Annotated in this window: 11 protein-coding genes and 1 tRNA gene; all 12 read right to left on the reverse strand. The window is 61.5% G+C overall.

What is annotated here, in order from left to right; genetic code table 11:
- Window positions 1-109: 109 nt before the first annotated feature.
- Window positions 110-2644, reverse strand: a complete 2535-nt coding sequence (locus tag OKA05_RS10240; protein ID WP_264487038.1) for an immunoglobulin domain-containing protein — start codon at window positions 2642-2644, stop codon at window positions 110-112.
- Between the two features lie 108 nt (window positions 2645-2752).
- A complete protein-coding gene (locus tag OKA05_RS10245; protein ID WP_264487039.1) occupies window positions 2753-3631 on the reverse strand; it encodes a hypothetical protein in 879 nt (292 codons plus the stop codon).
- Between the two features lie 201 nt (window positions 3632-3832).
- Window positions 3833-5980, reverse strand: a complete 2148-nt coding sequence (locus tag OKA05_RS10250; protein WP_264487040.1) for a serine/threonine protein kinase — start codon at window positions 5978-5980, stop codon at window positions 3833-3835.
- A 12-nt stretch (window positions 5981-5992) separates the two neighbouring features.
- Entirely contained in the window at window positions 5993-6625 is a 633-nt protein-coding gene (locus OKA05_RS10255; protein ID WP_319800649.1) for an ECF-type sigma factor, read from the reverse strand.
- A 603-nt stretch (window positions 6626-7228) separates the two neighbouring features.
- Window positions 7229-9865, reverse strand: a complete 2637-nt coding sequence (locus OKA05_RS10260) for an ice-binding family protein (RefSeq protein ID WP_264487042.1) — start codon at window positions 9863-9865, stop codon at window positions 7229-7231.
- Window positions 9866-10842: 977 nt separating this feature from the next.
- Window positions 10843-10919 (reverse strand) — tRNA-Pro (locus OKA05_RS10265).
- An 85-nt stretch (window positions 10920-11004) separates the two neighbouring features.
- Window positions 11005-13743 (reverse strand): DNA gyrase subunit A, encoded by a 2739-nt coding sequence (gene gyrA, locus OKA05_RS10270; RefSeq protein ID WP_264487043.1) that lies wholly within the window; start codon window positions 13741-13743, stop codon window positions 11005-11007.
- A 12-nt stretch (window positions 13744-13755) separates the two neighbouring features.
- A complete protein-coding gene (locus OKA05_RS10275; protein ID WP_264487044.1) occupies window positions 13756-14118 on the reverse strand; it encodes a hypothetical protein in 363 nt (120 codons plus the stop codon).
- Between the two features lie 17 nt (window positions 14119-14135).
- Complete coding sequence (locus tag OKA05_RS10280) at window positions 14136-14612, reverse strand: hypothetical protein (protein WP_264487045.1); 477 nt, start codon at window positions 14610-14612, stop codon at window positions 14136-14138.
- A 90-nt stretch (window positions 14613-14702) separates the two neighbouring features.
- Window positions 14703-17246, reverse strand: coding sequence for a DNA topoisomerase (ATP-hydrolyzing) subunit B (gyrB, locus tag OKA05_RS10285; RefSeq protein ID WP_264487046.1), 2544 nt, complete (start codon window positions 17244-17246; stop codon window positions 14703-14705).
- Window positions 17247-17383: 137 nt separating this feature from the next.
- Window positions 17384-18451 (reverse strand): ribonuclease D, encoded by a 1068-nt coding sequence (locus tag OKA05_RS10290; RefSeq protein ID WP_264487047.1) that lies wholly within the window; start codon window positions 18449-18451, stop codon window positions 17384-17386.
- A 114-nt stretch (window positions 18452-18565) separates the two neighbouring features.
- Window positions 18566-20692 carry a hypothetical protein gene (locus OKA05_RS10295; RefSeq protein WP_264487048.1) on the reverse strand — a complete coding sequence of 709 codons (2127 nt, stop codon included), beginning with the start codon at window positions 20690-20692 and terminating at the stop codon, window positions 18566-18568.
- Window positions 20693-20711 lie beyond the last annotated feature (19 nt).

The raw sequence follows: 20711 nt of genomic DNA on the forward strand, positions 1-20711 counted from the left end.
AATGCCGGAGCGGGCGTCCCCGCTCCGGCTGGTACTCCGCCCCCATGTGTCGTCCTTCCGAGAACCCATCAACGGCGGCCGACACACGCCCGAAGGCGGAGCAAAGGGGTCAGGGTTGGGTGGCCTCCAGCGTGAGGAACAACTTCGCAGGCTGGGTGCCTGTAATGGTGGCGGTGACAGTCGTGCTGCCTGCCGACGGCGTGTTCAGCGCCGGGGTGAGAGTCACGGTGGTGCCTCCGCTGGCCGCGCCGCTGGCATGGAAGGTGCCGAGGTCGGTGGACCACTTGTAGGCCGCGATCACGTCGCTGGCCGGCGAGCCACTTTGCGGATGTTGGAAGGTGACGGTGCTACCGGTCTTGGCGACCGCCGTGACTCCTTGGTTTGCGACCGACGGATTGGTGCCGAAAACATTCTCGACGCCGTTCTTGATGCCGTCGCCATCCGCGTCGTCATTGAAGCCGTTCAACGAGCCGACATTGAAACCGCCGATCCACGCGGCGAAATCATCGGGTGGGTTCGGATTCAGCGTCACGCTGTTAAAGGTGCTGCCCCAGCGGATTTCATCCCATGCGGAGGAGTCGCTGGCGTAGTCCGACAAGGCGATCCGGTCCCATGTCAGGTCGGCACCCGTCACGGTCACGCCCCCGCTTGGATTCCCGGAGCCGAGTGCGGGGTCGATCCACACCGTCACGCTGTCACCGCCGGCCACGCTGCTGAGTTCGATCTTCGCGACGAACAGGTGGACATTCGCGTCCGACGGCACGCCCAGGTTGCCGACCATGCCGGTGTTGTTGTTGAGCCTGAAGGCGAAGTTCGTGGTGCTGAAATCCCCGGCGGCGATGCCCGCCTCGAAATCCCGGTTCGCGTCCGTGCCCAGCACTCCGTTGAAAAGCGCGAGGGTCTGATAGACCTGGGGATCCGGCGCGGCATTCTCCAAGCCCGTCCGGAACAACCAGCTCACATAGCGGGTCCCAGTGGTGGCATCGCTCACCACCAGCCGCGGATCTAACAAGCGGCCGACTCGACCGGCGTTGGTGGCATTGATCGCCGTGGCATCCGCCGGGGTGCTGACATGGCCGCCGCTGGATCCGAGATAGAGAGGATTCGGATAAGCGAGCGAACCGGACGAAACCACCGGCGAGACCGGGCCGAACCCGTTGGTGATCGCCCAGGCATCCACATAGCCGGCAATCGTCGGATTCTGGCTGGCCAGCGCGCCCGCCGCGTAGCCACCCGCGGTGTCGAAAGGATCGTGGCTCACCAGTCCGCTCCATTGCGGGAACACCGTCAGCGTCGCCACGGCCGAATCCACTGTCGTCGTCGGCTGACTGTCGGCTGTCGCGGCATCGTCAGTGATGCGGACCCAGTAGGGTCCTTCGGCGGCTTCCTGGACATTGGTCAATTCGAGCGTGTCGGAAGTGGCGCCAGAGATCGGATCGGCATCCTTGAACCATTGGTAGGTCGGATTCCCCAAGACCGAAGCGACGACCGAGATCTGGGCATTGCTTCCTTCTTCCACGGAGACCGAAACGGGCTGGGTGATGATCGCCGGCTCCGGATAGGCGAGATCCACCTGCACGACATCGCTGGTGTCCGAGCCATTCGCGTTGGTGGCCACCACGCGGTAGTAGCCGTTGTCGGCGTAGGTGGAGGAGAACAACTCAAGCGTGTTCGCGGTGGCACCGCCGATGTTGGCCCAGCCGCCCACGCCGTCGGCGGACTTCTGCCACTGGTACGTCGCTGCCGGCGACGAAAGAGCGCTTGCCAGGAGCGTCACGGTGTCGCCCACCTCGCCCGTGTAGGCGACCGGCTGGGACTCGAAGACCGGGATGGCGGGGAAAACGGGATCGATCGTCACGTTGTTGAACGTGGTTCCCCAGCGGATTTCATCCCAGGCCACGCCATTGGCATTGTCGTAGTTGGAGAGTGCCAAGCGATCGAAGTGCATGTTCTTCCCGGTCACTGTCACACCGCCGGTGGGATCATTCGCGCCGAGGACAGGGTCGAGCCAAACGGTGATCGTATCGCTGGCGGCCGTCGCACTGAGATCGAATTTCACGACGAACAGATGCACACCGGAATCCGCAGCCACCCCGGTGCTGGTGTAGGCCTCGTTCGCACCGAAATTATATTGGGTGCCGGTGCTGCCGCCGTTGTTGGTGATGCCCGCCGTGAAGCTGCGATTGGCATCCGCCGTACTGCCGTTGTAGAGGTCCAGCATCTGATAGCCCAGCGCGGTATCGTTGCTGTTCTGGTAGAGGAAGCTCAGGTAGCGAACGCCCGCAGTGGTGTCGGTGACCGTCAATGCAGTGTCCAGAAGTCGATACACTCGCCCGACCTGATTGGCGTTGTCGGTGCCGACATGGGAGGGAAATCCGGCTTTATCGCCGAGTCCGGCGGTGTAGGCAGCGGTGGAACCCGCTTTCGCGGTGTATCCCAGCGAGCTCGCGGAGACCGCCGGTTCGCCGGCGCCAAAATCGATATCCACCCAGGGGCCGGTGTAGCCTGCGATAGTGGGTCCCTGCCCCGGCAGCTCAGCGCCGACCGGGTAGGCGGAAAAGGAATCCTGGCTGAGAACATCGGCCAGGCCGGTCGCCGGCAGCAGGAGGCCGGCACTCAAGATTGTTAGATAAGTGGGTTTCATCGTGGGTTTCATCAGACGGTTCGGAAAAGGATCGAAGGAGCAGACCGCGATCACGGATGGCAGCGGCACTCCGGATACACAGGTGCCGGGCATCCGCCGCCGAGGGACTCAGTTCCTCCGCCGGCGCAGCAGCGAGAGCAGGCCGAGCGAACCTAACAGGGCGGACGCCGGCTCCGGGATGGTCACCGAGTCGAAGTCGGTGCCCCAGCGGACTTCGTCCCAGGCGGCGGAATTGCCTTCATAGTCGGAAAGAGCGAGACGATCCCAAGTCAGGTTCTTCCCGGTGATGGTGGTGCCACCGAGGGGATCTCCAGCCCCGAGGATGGGATCGAGCCAGACGGTGACGCTATCGCTGCCTGCCGCCGCGCTGAGGTCAAATTTCACCACGAACAAATGCACGCCGGTGTCCGCCGCCACTCCCGTGCTGGCGTAGGTCTCGAGCGCGCCATTCTCGACACCGAAGTTATACTGGTTTCCGGTTTGCCCGCCGTTGGTGGTGAGGCCCGCCGTGAAGTTGCGGTTCGCATCCGTGGTGCTCGTGTCGTAGAGCGACAACATCTGGAAGGTCGTCGCCCCCGTCTGTTGACCGTTTTGGTAGAGGAAGCTCAGGTAGAGGCTGCCCGTGGTCGAGCTGTTGACCGCCAAGGTGCTGTCCAGCAAACGGAAGACCCGTCCGCTGTTGCCGGCGGCAACCTCGCCGCCGGTGGTGTTGTTGGCCACGCTGACGCTGTCGCCGCTTGATCCCGCGTAAAGAGGATTGGAATAGCTGAGCGAACCGGCGGTGATGGACGGCTCGGCATTACCGAAATCGATGTCCGTCCAATCTCCCGTGTAGCCTGCCACGACGGGAGAAGGAACGACGGACTGGATTTCCCCGGCGGTGTAGCTGGAAAACGAATCATGGCTCAGCACGACGGCCTGCACCAATGTCGGAGCGAAAGCGACGGCCGACAAAACGGCCGCCCCGAGGGTTCTGGGATGGTTCATGGGTTGGAGAAAAAAGCCGGGGTTTAGTGCGGCCTCTCTCCGACAGGCGGATTCCCTTCCCAGAACCGGACACAACCGTGGAAATTTTTTCTCACCGCCTTTGCGGACGCGATTTCACGGGCTTCCCGCGTGGTCACCGCAGCGTGACCATCGGGCTCAGCGAGCGTCCGCTCTGAAGGAGATCCAATGATCGCTGAGGGCCTATTTCCCTACCAGATCGAGCGCCTCGCGATGGAATATCGCCGCGTTGATCCAGTCATACCAAAAGGTATCTTTGTCGTTTCCGGACACCACCTGGGTGCCGATCCTTTCCGTTACCGGCCCGGTGGTCATGTCGAGAAAGACCTTGGCATTCCCCGTTCGTCCGGCGCGCTGTTCAATCATCGCAAGGATCAACCGAGCGGACGCCATCCGCGCCTGGTTCTCCTTCGGCGAGGCAAGGCAGCGGTTGGCCCACAGCGTCGCGCGGGCATCGTTGCCGTCGCGATACTCCGCCAAGGCGAGTGAGAAGTAGCTCCACGCCGCCATGTGAGGATTTTTGGCAAGGGCTCCCCTCTCGTCCACGGCCGTCGAAACGATCACGACCAGCGGCCGCAGTTGCCTCAAGATACTCTCGTCGGCGGGTCGCAGCAGGCAAACCTTGAGCATCTGCTCCGCCACCACCGGATGGGTGGTGTTTGAAAACCTTTCCAGGATCAGTTCGCGCAACCTCGCGTAGCCGGCATCGTCACCCGTGAAACACAACATCGCGGCGGCCGGCAGCAGATTCCGCGAAACGTTGTCGGTGTCGGAGCTGTCCACGCTGGAAATCGCGCGGGCGAACGAGGCATAGCGCTTGGCCGCTTCGTCCCTACGGCCCGCGGCGAGATGCCATTCGGCCATCCGGCGGAACGAATCCGCGGCCTCCAGTGACGACGGAGTAAGCTCCACCGGCACTTCCGCCAACAACTTGTCGGCACCCTCGAGCTGACCGTAGCCGATCATCACGGCGGCTTGGGCCACTCGTGCGCGGAACTCCTCGTTCGCCAATGCCGTCTCGGCGATCCCGCGCAGCCTGCTTTGTTCCTCACGCGAGGCTTTCTCCAGAAGGAACATTCGCGTGGAAAACGCCAGGGCCGCCACGAGGCCGAGCACCGCCACACCACCGCCGGTGAAAAGCACTTTGTTACGCCGGAACAGCTTGGCGAGCTGATAGCCGCGGCTCGGCGGGCGCGCCGTCACCGGCTCGTCCTGAACAAACCGCACCACGTCCATCGCCAGTCCATTCGCCGTGTCGTAGCGGCGCTGGCGCTCCTTGGCCATGGCCTTCATCACGATCCAGTCGAGATCGCGCAGCCGCTTCTCGCCATGGGCGACCGATGGCGGCACGGGCTCCTCTTCACGCAGGATGCGCCGGGTTTCCTCAGGTCCGGCGTCCTTCAACCGCTGCGCATCGAAGGGCGGCCGGTGGCAGATCAATTCATAGAGCAGGGCCCCCAAGCTGTAGACGTCGCTGCGCGTATCGATGTCCGCGCCGCCCGCCGCCTGCTCGGGACTCATGTAAGCCGGCGTGCCGAGAAACTGGTCGCGCTGCGTCATCGTCGCTTCGCCGTCCCCGCCACCGGCCGTCGCCTTCGCAATGCCGAAGTCGATCACCTTCGGCACCGGCACCCCATCATGCCTTCTAACAAGCACGTTCGACGGCTTGATGTCGCGGTGGATCACGCCCTTCTGGTGCGCGTGTTGGATGGCCTGGCAAACCTGCACCAAAAGATCCAGCCGCTCCCGGATCGGCAGCTGCCCTGACTGGCAGAAATCCGTGATCTTTTCCCCGTCCACCAGCTCCATCACGAAAAACGGCCGGCCGGTGGACGTGGTTCCGGCATCCAGCACGCGGGCGATGTTCGGGTGGTCCATCATCGCGAGCGCCCGCCGCTCAAGTTCGAATCGGGCGATCACGTTCTCAGTGTCCATACCGAGCCGGATGACCTTCAGCGCGACTTCCCGCTGGACCGGCTCCAACTGCTCCGCACGATAGACCACGCCCCAGCCGCCCTCGCCCAGCCGCTGGACCAGCTTGTAGCGGCCGATGCACGCGCCGGAGTCCGCGAGCGCCGCCGCCTGTCGCGCGGTCACACCCTCCTCGCCTTCCAGGATCGCGATCCGCGACATGCCCGCCGGAATCTTCACCGGCGGCATGTCGAAGAAGTCCTCGGCCCGGTCTTCCAAGGCTAACAGCTTCTCCAGCCGTCCCCGCAGATCCGGATCACCCTGGCAGGTCCGGTCGAGGAAAGCCGCGCGCTCCGCCGGCTCGGCCAAGCCCGCCGCAGCTTCGAACAAGGTCCTCTCGATGCTCTTGGAAAAGTCCATTCGCTCCGGGCCTCACTCGTTATCCTCCTGGATCATCTGGAATAGCCGCGCCTTTGCGTAGGCCCACTGCCGCCGCACCGTCCGCTCGGTCACGCCATGGATCTCGGCGATCTCGGTCTCGGTCAGGCCGCCGAAAAACTTCAGTGCCACGACCCGCGCGCCCTCCGGATCCTCGGCCTCCAGACGCTCTAACATTTCATCGATCAGCAGCACCCGGTCGTCGCGACTGGTGTCCGCCAGGTCGAGATCGCCGATGTCGAGCGTCTCGGCGCGCTCGCCGCGCTTGATCGCGGATTTCTCGCGGGCCCGGTCCACCAGGATTCGCCGCATCGCACCGGCAGCGGCGCGGAAGAAATGCGCGCGGTCGCTCCAATCGCGCTCCTTGTCGCCCGACAAACGGATCCACGCTTCATGAACCAGCGCCGTCGGCTGCAAGGTCTGCCCGGGCCTCTCGCCCGCCATCCGCTTGGCCGCCAAGTGCCGCAGTTCGTCATAAACCAAAGGCAGCAACTCTTCCGACCGCAAGGCATCGCCAGTGCCCAAGGCGTTCATCACTCTGGAAAAATCGTCGGACATTCCTCGTTGGGTCACTCTGAATTCCCTACCCGCCTTGTCGACTCGACAATGTGACGACGTGCAAGGCATTGGTCACGGCGCTCACCGCCCCGCGGGACCACGAATCTCAAGCCCCGCACCTACGCCTTGGGCGAAACGACGACATGGGCCTGGGGGGCAGGTTCTCAAAGGGGAAGCTTCCTCACTACTTCGCCGCACCAACCTCGTCGAGAACGCCATCCGCCCGACCAAGGTCGGCGCGAAGAACTGGCTTTTTATCGGGTGCCGCGAAGCGGAGCAGCGGGCGGCGATCCTCTACACCATCGTCGAGAACTGCCGGCGGCTGAAGATCGACACGCGGGAGTTTCTTGAAGACGTGCTCACCCGTCTGCCCGGCATGAAAGAGAGCGAGAAGTGGTCAGCCTCATCCCGGCGAACTGGCTGCGCGCCCGGCAAGGCAAGCTGGCGCGGAAAGCGGCCTGACGCGCAAACCCGCCAAGGGGAATCACACGGCAGCTGGGCCCCCGCGCACTCATCTGGACTCTCCGCCTCCTTTGAGCCAGGCCCTGGCCCGCTTGGCCAATCTGCCAAGCGATGAACCAATCCTTGGACACCGTTGGGCCTGACCCAATTCACGCTTCTCGCGAGCAATCCCTGTTACAGCCGCTAGGATTGCTCGCGGCTTTGATCGCCTTACGGACTGGTAAATGCGCGGTAAAACCGACTTGCACCGGTTGCCAGCTCGGCATCATGGACGAAGGTCCACGACCCGGTGCTGGGAGTCGGTGTGGCAATGGTAGCCCAAATCTTCAGATCCGTGCTGGTTTGCAGAGTTAATGGAATATTCGGAGTGGTGCTAATTACTAGCGTCACTTCGCCTTCGGCGGTCCGCGAGATGTCGGTGATCCGCAGCGTTTCGGCAGCTGCCTGCATCGCCGCCAGCGCCATGTCCTTCGCCGCCGTCACGCCTGCCAAATCGGTGGCCGCATTGATCGCTATCTCGCCATTGGTCTTGGCGGTCGTCAGCATCGTCCACTTCTCTGCGGTGTAGTAGCTTGCTTCCAGATAGGTCGCCAGCGTCGTCGCTAGGTCGCTCATCGCCGCCGCTTTGGCCACCGCCAGCGTCTCGGCAATCGTCGGCACCGCATCCATCGCTGCCAGCGCAGCGTTCCTCGCCGTCGCCACGCCTGCGGGATCGGTCGCCGCATCAATCGCCACGGTGCCATTCGTCTTGGCGTCGTTCAGCATCGTCCAGTTGCCGGCGGTATAGTCCGTTTCCAGGTAGCTCGCCAGCGCCGTCGCCAGGTCGTTCAGCGCTGGTGCCTTGGCCGCCGCCAGCGTCTCGGCGTAGGTCGGCACCGCATCCATCGCTGCCAGCGCAGCGTTCTTCGCCGTCGCCACGCCTGCCGCATCGGTAGCCGCCTGAATCGCGATCTCGCCATCCGTTTTTGCGGCTTGCAGCGCCGCCCAGTTCTCGGCGGAGTAGTAGTTAGCTAACAGATAGGTTACCAGCGCCGGGGCCAATTCATTGATCGCCGCCGCCTTGATCGCCGGTAGAGTCTCGACCAACCCGAGATCCACACCGAGGTGGGTTGTTCCACCCAGAACCTCAATTTCCGTACCATTAACCAATCCGCCGACCTCGCCGGAGGCGCTGTCGCTGTCGAGCGCTTGATCGCTGCCTTGTTCGGCAGTGGTGGTGCGGAAATCGTTTGTGATGCCTGAGAGGTCCCAACGGACGAAATAAGTGCCCGGCTGCACATTGCCGAACAGATAGTTCCCGTTGGCATCGGTCACGGTGTTCGCCACCACAATTGGCGGTGGATTTCCTACCGGTGGAGTTCCCGTTACCGCTGAGACCGTCGTCGCGAATGCGACGGTGCCGGCCGCCGAACCCGCCAACGCCCGACCGCTTATTGTGGTGGAAGCACCAAACGTGACAGCCGCGCCACCGAGGATATTGCCTTCCATGTGGGAATTCGCACCAATGGAAACAGCCCCTTCGACGATCCAGAAGACATTCGCACTCTTGGCATCATTGATCAGGACCACGTTTCCTACTGAAGCTGTCGTACCAAATGCTCCTGTGATCTGCACGATGAACACAGCCTCAGGGTCTCCCTGGGCATCGAGAGTAACTGAAGAGGCCAATGTGGCCGCAGCTCCGATCTTGTGAACTCCGGGCGTCAAGGTCGTGCCGCCCAACTCGTAGGCAGCCGCGGACAAGAGAAAATCAGGGGTTCGATTTTTCCCATCATTGTAAGCGGTGGCAAAGTCCGCCAAAGCGGTCATGGCAACGGCATGACCCGTGGGGTAAATGGTTCCTGTCGAGGTGATCGCTGGGGCGATGGCACCGGTACCCGAGCCCACATTTCCTGCCACATTGCCGGATCCGGAAATAGCCCCGCCTGACAGCGCGCCGAAATTGGCAGCAGTTCCGAGGTCGATCGTCAGACTCTCTAAAACCATCTGCATCAGGGTGACCGGCACGTTTGAGAATCCAGTGCTTTCAGCCGGTTCCTGAATGCCGTTGCCATTCGAGTCGAACCAGACCCGATCGCCCACAACGGAAGGCTCCACCGGTACTGAAACCGTAGTAGCCAATGTGATCGTGCCAGCAGGCGAACCAGCCAGCGCCCGACCATTGATGGTGGTGGTGGCACCGAATGTGATCGCAGCGCCTCCGAGTATATTTCCCTCCATGTGAGTACCTGCCCCCATGGAAACGGCCCCTTCCACGACCCAAAAGACATTCTTGCTTCGAGCATCATTCGCCAGAACCACATTCCCTACGGATGCCGTGGCGCCGAATGCTCCTGCGATTTGGATGATAAAAACGGCATCGGGGTTCCCTTCTGCATTAAGAGTCACCGAGGATGCCAAAGTAGCAGCAGCTCCGATTTTATGAACCCCTGCCTTCAAGGTCGTCCCGCCCAACTCATAGGCAGCCGCGGACAACAGGACGTCAGGCGTTCGATTCTTACCGTCGTTGTAGGCAGTGGCAAAATCGGTTAGAGCGGTCGTTGCAGCAGCGTGACCCGTGGGGTAGATGGTTCCAGCCGAGGTGATCGCCGGGGCGATGGCACCGGTGCCCGACCCCACGTCTCCTTTGACGTGACCGGTTCCCGAAATAGCCCCACCTGCCAGAGCTCCGAAATTGGCGGAAGTCCCAAGGTCGACTGGCACCGGATTGGCCGCCACCAAGGTACCGCAAGGGACCGCCACGACCATCGCCAAGACAAGGCCATGGAGCGTCAGCCGCACTTTTGCACATAAACGCGAGCCGTATGTGTGCGTCGGGTTGTCATCTCTACTTTTGAAATTTATCATCAAATATACTGTTGGGACGTGATTAGGTTGAAGCAGTGATTGCTCCTAGGAATTTGCTTTCGCGTTGAAAGCCGTTGGAAGTGCCGCTGGCCGGACCGGACTGCGGAAAAGAGGACGCTGACCCCAGTAGGGATGGTTGGACGTGTGACATGTGTTTTTGATTTCGATTTCGTTGTGGATTCAGGCGGATTTCCCGGAGTTCCAGGAAAAACCAAATATCAAATCCGCGAATCTTTCTGATTATTGAGATCTTAACTCCATTGCAATGCTTTTCTTAACATTTCAGAAACCAAGGCATCACTTTTGAGGATATCAGGAACAAATACCTCTCAAAACTTGCTCATGACAAGCCGAGCGCCATCGCGGTTGAGTTGCCCGGCTTATCCGCAAATGGGTGCGGCCCCGGTAGCGCCCGCAACGAGTTTGCCTTCACCAAGACGGAAGCCGAACACAGCCTGGCGGCAGCACAGCCGTCTCCAGAGCCAGATGGTGAGTAGGCCTTGACCCGGCACCTTCACCCCAACACGAAACCGCATGAGAGCTCGACTTCCCGATGCGGGAGATCAGGCACGGCCTGCGATCCCCGGTTCTGCCTCCCTCCGGCACCGCGCTCTTCGTTTCCAGCAACGTCTCGTTGGTGAAACTCGCCGTCAGCGATCGTCTGGCCGAATCGAGAGTTGGGTGCCAGCAGTTCCGAAAAGCCCACCTCTTTGAAAATTCGGTGGCGATCCAGTGAAATGGGTCACCGCATGAATTGCTGCAACCCGTTGAGAACAAGACGGCCGCGGCAGCCAGCTCGCCCTCCGGGTTACCCGCTAGCTTGCACTTCTCGTGATTGGATGAAGGGTCGTCACAACCCCCGCAGCGTTCAAACTGACGGCCTCCGGAGTCGTTCTCGTCGGGCGGCCTCGCCCGTCCGAGAGACGGACCTTAACGAAGAACCGGAAGACCTGACTCACCCGAAGTGGTGGGTGAGTTGGTCGGGGCGGCCAGATTCGAACTGACGACATCCTGCTCCCAAAGCAGGCGCTCTACCAGGCTGAGCTACGCCCCGTCACGTGACGGGCGGGAAAATGGGTGGACCGGACCGGGGTGGCAAGACGAAAGCCTCACCACCCCGCTCTTTAATTCATCTAAAATCAGGTGACGTCATCGCCGCTTGGCTCCTCGCCCTGCGATTCACCGCCTGGAGGTGCTTCGCCCGGCTCGTCGGAAGGCGTATCGGAAACCTCACCCGCGGCATCTTCGCCGTCCGGAATGACGATCGAGACGTCCTGCAGCTTCTCTCCCTCCTTGAGCGTGAGGAGCTTGACGCCTTGGGCGACGCGGCCGGTCTCGCGGATCCCCTTCTCGCCGCCGACCTTGATGCGGATGCTCTGGCCGGTGGAGGTCATGAGCATCAGTTCGTCTTCCTCGGTGACGGCCACGGCGCTGACGACCTTGCCGGTCTTCTCGGTGACGTTGAGTGTCTTCACACCGAGGCCGCCGCGGCGGAGGGAGCGATAGCTGGAGAACGCGGTGCGTTTGCCGAGACCGTTTTCCGAGGCGACGAGCAACATCGTTTCCTCCGAAACGATCGCCATGCCGACAACATAGTCGTCCTTCCGCAGGCGGATGCCCGTGACACCCGCGGTCGCACGGCCTTGCGGGCGAATCTGCGGCCTGCCTTCGTCTTCGGTGGCTTCTTCCTCCGACTCCGGCTCCTCGCCATCGTCGGGCTCTCCTTGGGGTTTCTTGTAAACGCCTTCGGTAAATTTGATGCTCATGCCATCCCGCGTGACGAGGATGATCTCGTCCTCACCGCTGGTGAGGCTCACACCGATGAGATCGTTGCCCTCGTCCAGATTGATCGCCGTGAGACCCGCTTTGCGGTAGTTGCGGAAGTCATTGAGCGCGGTCTTCTTCACCTTGCCATTGCGAGTGGCGAAGAAGATGTAACCGGCATCCTCGCGGAAGGTGACGTCGTTACCATTGTCATCGGTGGCGCGCTCCAGACGCAGCAGCGCGGCGATCTTCTCATCCGGCTTGAGGTCGAGGACGTTCTTGATGCTGCGGCCGGTCGAGGTGCGCGAACCTTCCGGCAAGCCATACACCCGCTCCACATAAACGCGGCCGGTATTGGTGAAGAACAGCAGGTAATCGTGCGCCTGGACGCTGAAGAGGTGCTCGATGAAGTCGTTCGCCTCGTCCTTGCCGGTGGCTTTGGTCTCCATGCCCTTGAGACCCTTGCCGCCACGTCCCTGCAAGCGGTATTCGCTGGCCGGGGTGCGCTTGACGTAGCCGCGATGCGAAAGCGTCACGATCATCGCGTCATTGGCGATGAGCTCTTCCATGGCGATCTCGCCGGCCTCGGCGAGGATCGGGCACTTGCGCGGCGTGGCGTGCTTTTCCTTCAGCGCGCGAAGCTCGTCCTTGATGATGTTCAGCACGCGCTCCTCGCGGGCAAGAATGTCGAGCAGGTCCTTGATCGTCTCGAGGATCTCGTCGTACTCGCCCTTCACCTTGTCGCGTTCGAGACCGGTGAGCTGATAGAGGCGGAGTTCCAGGATCGCATTCACCTGGCGCTCGCTGAAGACGTAGCGATCCCCCTGCACCGCGGCCTGCGAGCGGATGAGGATACCCAGCCCTTCCGCCGTGGCGGTGGAGAATTGGTAGGCGGCCAGGCGCTCGCGGGCCTCGTCGCGATTCTTCGAATCGCGGATGATCTTGATGAAGTCATCGAGGTGACCAAGCGCGAGCAGGAACGCCTCTAACAGCTCGGCCCGTTCCTCGGCCTTCCCTAACAGGAAGCGGGTGCGCCGGATGATGACCTCGCGGCGGTGCTCGATGTAGGCGTCGATCGCTTCCTTGAGCGAAAGCTGCTTCGGGCGGTTCTTGTGAATCGCCAGCATGTTCACGCTGAAGGAAGTCTCCAGCGCGGTGAGCTTGAAGAGCTGCGCCACCACGACCTGCGCGCGGGCATCGCGCTTCAGCTCGATCTCGATGCGGGTCTCCTCGTCGGAGAGGTCGCGCATGCCGGAAATGCCAGTGAGCACCTTCTCGTTCACCAGCTCGGCGATGCGCTCTTGCAGCACGGCGCGGTTCACGCCGTAGGGCACCTCGCGGATGACGATGAGCGACTTGCCGTTCTCGTTTTCCTCGATCTCGACCTTACCGCGGAGGCGCATCGAGCCCCGGCCGGTGCGGAAGTATTCCTCGATGCCACGGATGCCGCGGATCTCGCAGGAGACAGGAAAGTCCGGCCCCTTGATGTGCTGCATCAGCTCCGGCAGCGTGATCTCCGGATTGTCGATTTGCGCGCAGATGCCATCGATCACTTCGCCGAGATTGTGCGGCGCAAGGTTCGTCGCCATGCCGACCGCGATGCCGGTGCCGCCATTGACGAGGAAGTTCGGGAACGCGGAAGGCAGCACGGTGGGCTCTTCCTGCGAGCCGTCGTAGTTCGGCTGGAAGTCGACGGTGTCCTTGTCGAGGTCCTCCATCATCGCCATGCCGAGGTGATGCAAGCGCGCCTCGGTATACCGCATGGACGCCGCAGCATCGCCTTCCACCGAGCCGAAGTTACCCTGACCATCCACCAGCATCTCGCGCATCGACCATGGCTGACCCATGTTCACGAGCGTCGAGTAGATCGATTGGTCGCCGTGCGGGTGATAGTTACCCATCGTTTCACCGACGATCTTGGCGCACTTCACGTGAGCCTTGCCGGGCGTCACGCCGAGCTGGCGCATCGCGTAGAGCACGCGGCGCTGCGAGGGCTTGAGACCGTCGCGGACATCCGGCAGAGCGCGCGAGATGATGACCGACATCGAGTACTCGAGGAACGAGTTCGACAGTTCCTCGGCGACGTTGATGGGCTTGATCGATTCTTGGGACATGCGGGAAAAAGGTCAGGCGCGGGTGAGTGCGTTGGCAGAAACGAAAAGATTGCGAAGGCGGAATTCAGCAGGGCTTTCCTGAAGCAGAACCATGCGAAGATTGTGGGACCGCGCGGCGAAACGCGGCTCCTCCAGCGCGCGGGAAGAGCCCTTCGCCCAATCCGGCACGCGGAGCCGGTGCTTATTGGCCAGCCAGGCTGCGGTGGCCGCGAGAAACGCGTCGGCGTGACCTCCATCGCGCAGAGAAGGCTCAAGCAAGGCGGGCTCCTCCTCGATGAGTGACAAATCCGGCCGCTCGCGAAAGCGATCGAGAAAGTCGCGCAGCCCGTAGCCGAAATCCTCTTCGCTGCGTACGTCCGAGAAGGCTTCGGACATCGGAATGGCGAGTGCTTTCAAAACGCGCCTCCTTCCATCTCCCCGACGATCTCCTCGATGAAGAACGCAGCCTTCGCGGGGATCATGTCCGCCGGACAGTAGCCGGCGACGACATCAAGAATTTCCCTGCTCGAAGTGAACCCGAGTTCCTTGCAGAGCAACACGATGTCTCCCCTGTCCCCCCCGGTGTCGTAGCCGGCGACGCGGCTCGCCATGCACTTCATCGCCAGAAGGTAGCGGGTGGACGGTCGGAGAATGCGGAGATTCGGCCACTGCGGCATGCCTTCATCTGTCAGTTCGCCCGCTGCCGAGACGAATCCCTTGACGCCATCGTTCAGCCAGGAAGCCGGGAGTTCCAGATCTTCCGCCACCTGCTCTGCCGCCTTGGAGATTTCGCTCTTGGGGATGAACACCGCATCGACATCCCGGGTGGATAAACGGGCATCGAACGCAAGGATCATCGTGGCACCGCCAAAGATGCAAAGCTCCCCCATGACGCCTTTCCCTTGGAGAATCGCGTCGAGAGCATCAAGGGCAGCTAGAATCCGCTCCCTTGTCAGCTTTGGATCGTCACCGGGCATCGATCACACATCCAGATTCCGAACGTTCAACGCGTTGTCCTCGATGAAGCGCTTCCGCGGCTCGACGATGTCGCCCATGAGGACGTCGAACATCTTGTCGGCCTCGACGGCGTTGTCTTCATCCAGGCGGACGCGCAGGAACTGACGGGTCCCCGGGTCCATGGTGGTTTCGAAGAGCTGCTTGGCGTTCATTTCGCCGAGACCCTTGAAGCGCTTGATCTGGACGCCGCGGCTGGCGATTTCCAAGACGCGCACGAGGACCTCCGGCAAGGAAAAGACCGGGTGAATCTTCTGCTTCTCGCCATCGCCTTCGAGCAGCTCGAAGAGCGGCGTATCGTCATCCGAGAACTTCGCGGTATCGATGCCGCTCTCATTGAGGCGGCTGAAGATCTTGGCAATCGCGTGGGACTCGTGAAGCTCGTGGAGATTGGCGCGACGGGAAGGACCCGTGTGCGCGGCGTGAACCTCGTCGCTCAGAGGCTCGTCGAAGAGACGAAGATCACGGTTCTCCGTGGCATAGGCCCGGAGTGCTTCCTCGTCCGCGAAGTAAAGGACGCTCTCCTCATTGCCAATACGGACGCGGACCATGTATTCCGGCAGACGTCCCCCGCTACGGGCGGCGAGGTAGTCCTTGAAGCGGCCACCGTTGCCCTCGATCGAGTTCGAGTAGCGGGAAAGCGAGGACAGGTTTTCCAGGATCGTCTTGAGCTCGTCCGCAGAGAAGCTGCGGGACTGATCCTGCGTCCGGAGTTCCACTTCGCTGGATCCGAGCTCAATGAGGATCCGGTTGAGCTGGTCATTATCCTGCACGTACTCGGAGCGCTTCTTGCGCGTCACGAGGTAGAGAGGCGGCTGCGCGATGTAGAGGAAACCCCGCTTCACCAGCTCCGGCATGTGACGGCAAAAGAAGGTCAGTAGCAGCGTGCGGATGTGCGAGCCGTCGACGTCGGCATCGGTCATGATGACGACCTTGTGATAGCGGACCTTGTCGATGTTGAAGGATCCATCCTGCTCGCCATCGCCGATGCCGGCACCGATCGCGGTGATCAGGTTCTGGATTTCCTTGTTCTGAAGCGCGCGGTGAAGGCGGGCCTTCTCGACGTTGATGAGCTTTCCGCGCAGCGGCAGGATGGCCTGCGTGCGGCGATCCCGGCCTTGCTTGGCCGAGCCACCTGCGGAGTCACCTTCGACAATGTAGAGCTCGGACTTCGCCGGATCGCGCTCCGAACAGTCGGCCAGCTTGCCGGGCAGGCCGCCGCCGGAAAGCGCGGACTTGCGCACCGTCTCGCGGGCCTTGCGGGCAGCCTCGCGGGCACGGGCAGCATTCAGAGACTTCTCGATGATCTTCTTCGCCAGCGCCGGGTTCTCGTCGAAGTACTGGACCAGGCCCTCATAGACGATTGAGGAAACCACGCCCTCGATCTCCGAGTTCACCAGCTTGCCCTTGGTCTGCGAGGAGAAGCGCGGGCTCGGCATCTTGACCGAAATCACGCAGACCAGACCTTCGCGGACGTCATCGCCTGTTAGAGCGACATCCTTTTCCTTCAGGATCTTGTTGGCCTTGGCATACTGGTTGATGCCGCGGGTCAGTGCCGTGCGGAAACCGGTAAGGTGGGTGCCGCCGTCCGCATTCGGGATCGAGTTCGCGAAGCAGAGGATCTGGTCGTTGTAGGAGTCGTTGTATTGGAAGACGATGTCGGCGAAGACATCCTCCTGCGACTGCTTGCCATCATAATCGATGTCGATCTGGCGCTTGCCGTTAATGGTGACCGGCTCGTCGTGGATGACCGTCTTGTTCTTCCCGAGCTCGTTGACGAACTCGATGATGCCCTTCGCATAGAAGAAGGACGTCTTGCGCGCCGACTCCGGCCGCTCGTCCTCGAGATCGATGGTCAGGCCGGGATTGAGGAAGGCGAGTTCGCGCAGGCGGGTCGAGAGCCGGTCGAACTGGAACTCGATGGTATCGACAAAGATCGTCGCGTCCGGGAAGAAGGTGATCGTCGTGCCGGTGCGCTTCGGATCCACCTCGCCGACCACGTGCAGCGGCTGGGTGGTCTTGCCGCGCTCGAAGGAGATCGCATGGACCTTGCCCCCGCGATAGACCTCGGCCTTGAACCAATCGGAGAGCGCGTTGACGCACTTCGCACCGACGCCGTGGAGACCGCCGGAGTATTTGTAGGCGCCTTGGCCGAACTTGCCTCCGGCGTGGAGATTGGTCAGCACCAGCTCGACCGCGGGTATGCCAAACTTCGGGTGGATATCGACGGGAATGCCGCGGCCGTTGTCAGCGACGGAGATCGAGCCATCGACGTGGATCGAGACCCTGATGCGATCGCAATAGCCGGCGAGGTGTTCGTCGATCGAGTTGTCGAGAACCTCGAAGACGCAGTGATGCAGGCCGCGCTCATCGGGGTCGCCGATGTACATGCCGGGGCGCTTGCGGACGGCCTCCAAGCCTTCGAGTTTGTCGATCTGCGCGGCACCGTACTCCTGGTCTCCGCTGACGTTCGTATCGGCCTTTTCAGGCTCCTGATGCTCTTCGGACATGGGCGCGCAAAAGGTCTGAAATGCCCGCACCGTAGACAAGGACTGATTGCCAAAATGCAGGATAAAATCCCGCTATTTTTGACCTCACCCAATCGACTTAAAATCAACCTCTTACAATCCCCGTAAAAGGCTTCAAATCAGGCCATCCCGAGACACTCGCGCTGCCAGTTCAGCAGCACCTCTTCCGGAGTCGCTTCACCGTCTGCAATCAACTCGATGAGGGAGCGTGGAGCAATCAAGGAGCCGTCGATATCGAGCGCCGCCGCCTTGGCATCGCGGAGCGAAATCAAGGCCGCCACGCGGGCGTCAAATTCCGAATCGCGCCGCCTCCGCAGGCCGCGAGGTTTCTCCGGCCACTCCTGGGGATCGCGGGCGCGCGCGACTTCCAAGGCGTCGGTCAAGCGCTTGCGACGTTCCGGGCGGTAGTGGGGCGGGATCTCGATTCGTTTGGCCGCCGCGAGCGACAGGCTCCAGTCGATGAGTTGTCGATTGGTCGCCACCATGAAGGACGGGCGATCCCACGAGGAGGCCTCGAGATCCCGCCATTCCCACAGCGACTTGAGAAAATTCAGGCCGCAGCGATCCAGCCTGCCGGACCCCTGGATCCTCCACGGCTCCCCGCGCGTCTCATCCCGCTCCAGCACCTTGATACGAGCGGCATCGCAGCTTTCCAGGAACCATTCGTAGCGGCCCTTCGACTGAAGCTCCGCGGAGATTTTCTCTCCCATCGGCAGCAGGAAATGCACGTCGTTGAGCGCGTATTCCATCATCTTCGGCGAGAGTGGGCGCTTGCCCCAATCCGCCTTCTGCGACGATTTGGAGAGCACCACGCCGAAATACAGCTCGACCAGATCCGCCAAACCGAAACGCCTCACCCCGAGCAGCCGGGCACCGATCTGGGTGTCATAGACCGCCGGCGGCAGAACCCCGAAGGACCGGCGCAGCATGGTCATGTCGTAATCGGCCCCGTGCATCCACACGGTCCGCCCCTCGAGGAAGGCTCCCAGAGGTGCAAGATTTTCGATCTCGAGAGGGTCGATCAGGACATTCTCCCCAGAGCAGGAGAACTGTACCAGACAGAGGGATTCGCGGTAGCGATGGAGGCTGTCCGCCTCGGTATCGATGGCGCAAAGGTCCGAGGGTTCCGAGCGACTCAAGAGCGCTGCAAGATCTTCAGACGTGTGGACCAAAACAGGTGACGACATGGAAAAAGCGAATGGGCTCCATGGAAAAGCTCCGGACCCCTATGACAGGCTCCGGAGCTCTTATCGAGAGCTGGCGGGAAACGAGGTTTCCCGAAGCCCGCGGGGATTGCGAGATTATTGTCGCAGATCGAGCGCGGTGAGCTTGACTTGAATGTTCGGCAGGGGCTTGCCCGGCTTGACCGGATTCCGGCTCCGCAGCGTCACGTAATCTTGGTTCAAATTGACAATCGTCGGAATCGCCTGAGGCCGGATGAAGTAAATTTCCCGGGTTGCCGGGTTCAGCACGTTCACTTCGATTCGAACTTCACGGGTGGCCGTCACATTGTCCTCAATGATGACCTCATAGGGAGTGCGGGGGCCGATTTTGATCTTCTTCGTCTTGGTCTTGCCCTTGGCGTTCGTCGTCACCTCCGAGAAATCGTAGCGCAAGCTGGAACCGGTATTCTCTCTCCTCGGAACCCGAACCACCAGTCGGCCGGTGTCGTCAAGTACTGGACCCACGACACCCGGTGGCTGCTCATCTGAGTCAATGATCGGCTCCGCGACGGCGAGGAGGGCGCGGTTGAACTCTTCGACCAGCAGAGGAAACCCACCAATACCCGACTCCGGAACAGGCTGCGGCACAAACTGCTGGCGAGCGGCGGTGCTGATCGCCTCATTGGACGGGAAGTGGTAGGCGTATTCCTCGACATTCGACATGCCGTCGCGATCGAAGTCGCCAGCGGGCGTGGTGTCGCCAGTGGTTCCGAGCGGGAACGCGTCTTGGGCGTAACCGGCATAGGAGTCCACGAACCTGACCTTCGTCCGGAACTCACGCCTGGAGCGATCCCAGGAAATATTGCTGATCGGAAGCGCGCGTTGGTAGCGGAGGTCGATCACGCCTTCCTCACCGACATCGAAGAACGATGGTGGCAGAGTGTAGCTCTGGACCGCCGGAGTGGAGAGGATCACCGGAGTTTGGGGAACGGTGGGAGGGAACGTGATGGTATCTTCCGCCGGATTCAGGATCGAGAAGAAGATATTATCTCCAGGAACGACCTTGTTCAGGTCGTTTCCTTCCCAGCGGATCGTATTGATCACACGCGGATCCATCTGATAGTAACCATCCAGGTAGGATCCGGAAGTGAAACGGAAGCCGCCTTTCACCCGCGGATTCGAGCCGAAGGCTTCCACGTTCGGCACGATGGTGACAGGTATCGAAAGCGGAACGTTAGGATTGAGGAGGCTCGGGAAGCCAAACACGTAGCGGCCCGTCACGAGCTCCTCGTTCATCTGCTTCAGCGCGACGGCGGGAGGGCCGGAAACCACTCCACTGAGGGTATCGATACTGGAATTGATCGGCAACGAATCCGTAGTGAAGGAAGGGCCGGGAGCACCGGCGCCAGTTCTGCCGGGTAGGATCGCGAGGTTCAGCGTGGAATCGTTGCCATTGGGAGTGATCTCCGTGAGGACGATGTTCGCGCCAGTGCCGGTCACTGAGTAAAAGTTCGCAATGGCCGGGGTGGCCGCCAAGGCAACACGGACATTCTCACCCCATTCTTCCGCGAAGAACGGAACGATCTCCAGTCCATCCACTTCAATCGCCACCGGGACGTCGATGGAGAGTGGCGAGCCGACAATGTCCGCACCCGTCACCACCACCTGAAGGAAACCAGTCTCAGGAATCGGGATGGCGAGGGGGGGTTCGAGGATCCCTGAGGCCACCAAGGTCTCTTCCTGACGGACCGAACCGTAACGACGGATCATCTCATATCGGGAAATGTTATACTGGGTGACCTGCGGGGTGCGGAGATCGTGGAACACCGTCACCGCACCATCGCGGAAAATCCGCAGTGGCCGGGGCAGCTTGCTTGGCGGAGCCGACAGCAGGGAGCACTCCTGAGGGCGAGAAGGGGCAATCAGGAGCGCACGCACGACGCCTTCGATCGACCAATACTGATTGGCGTCGCTCACGCCATCGCCGTTGAAGTCACCCGCTGCAACATATCCCGTGATGCCCAAGGCACACCCGAGGTGCGGACCATAGAAATACAACTCAGGATCGCTCGTGCAGGCAGCGAGAAGAACGATTCCATCCCGCACGAAAAGGTTCAATTCACCGTGATCGAATCGAACCACACTGCCCGCCGTCTGGACATGGCGCTTGTTGATGCCGAGTTCCAAATAGATGTCGGATCGCGCGGCCGTCAGGGTAAGTCCGAGAATAGTTGCTGCTGTGGATACCAGCCGGTGGGTTTGCATGAGGCGAAACCTTCCGCGT

This window comes from Luteolibacter arcticus, from assembly GCF_025950235.1.
Taxonomy (GTDB): domain Bacteria; phylum Verrucomicrobiota; class Verrucomicrobiia; order Verrucomicrobiales; family Akkermansiaceae; genus Haloferula; species Haloferula arctica.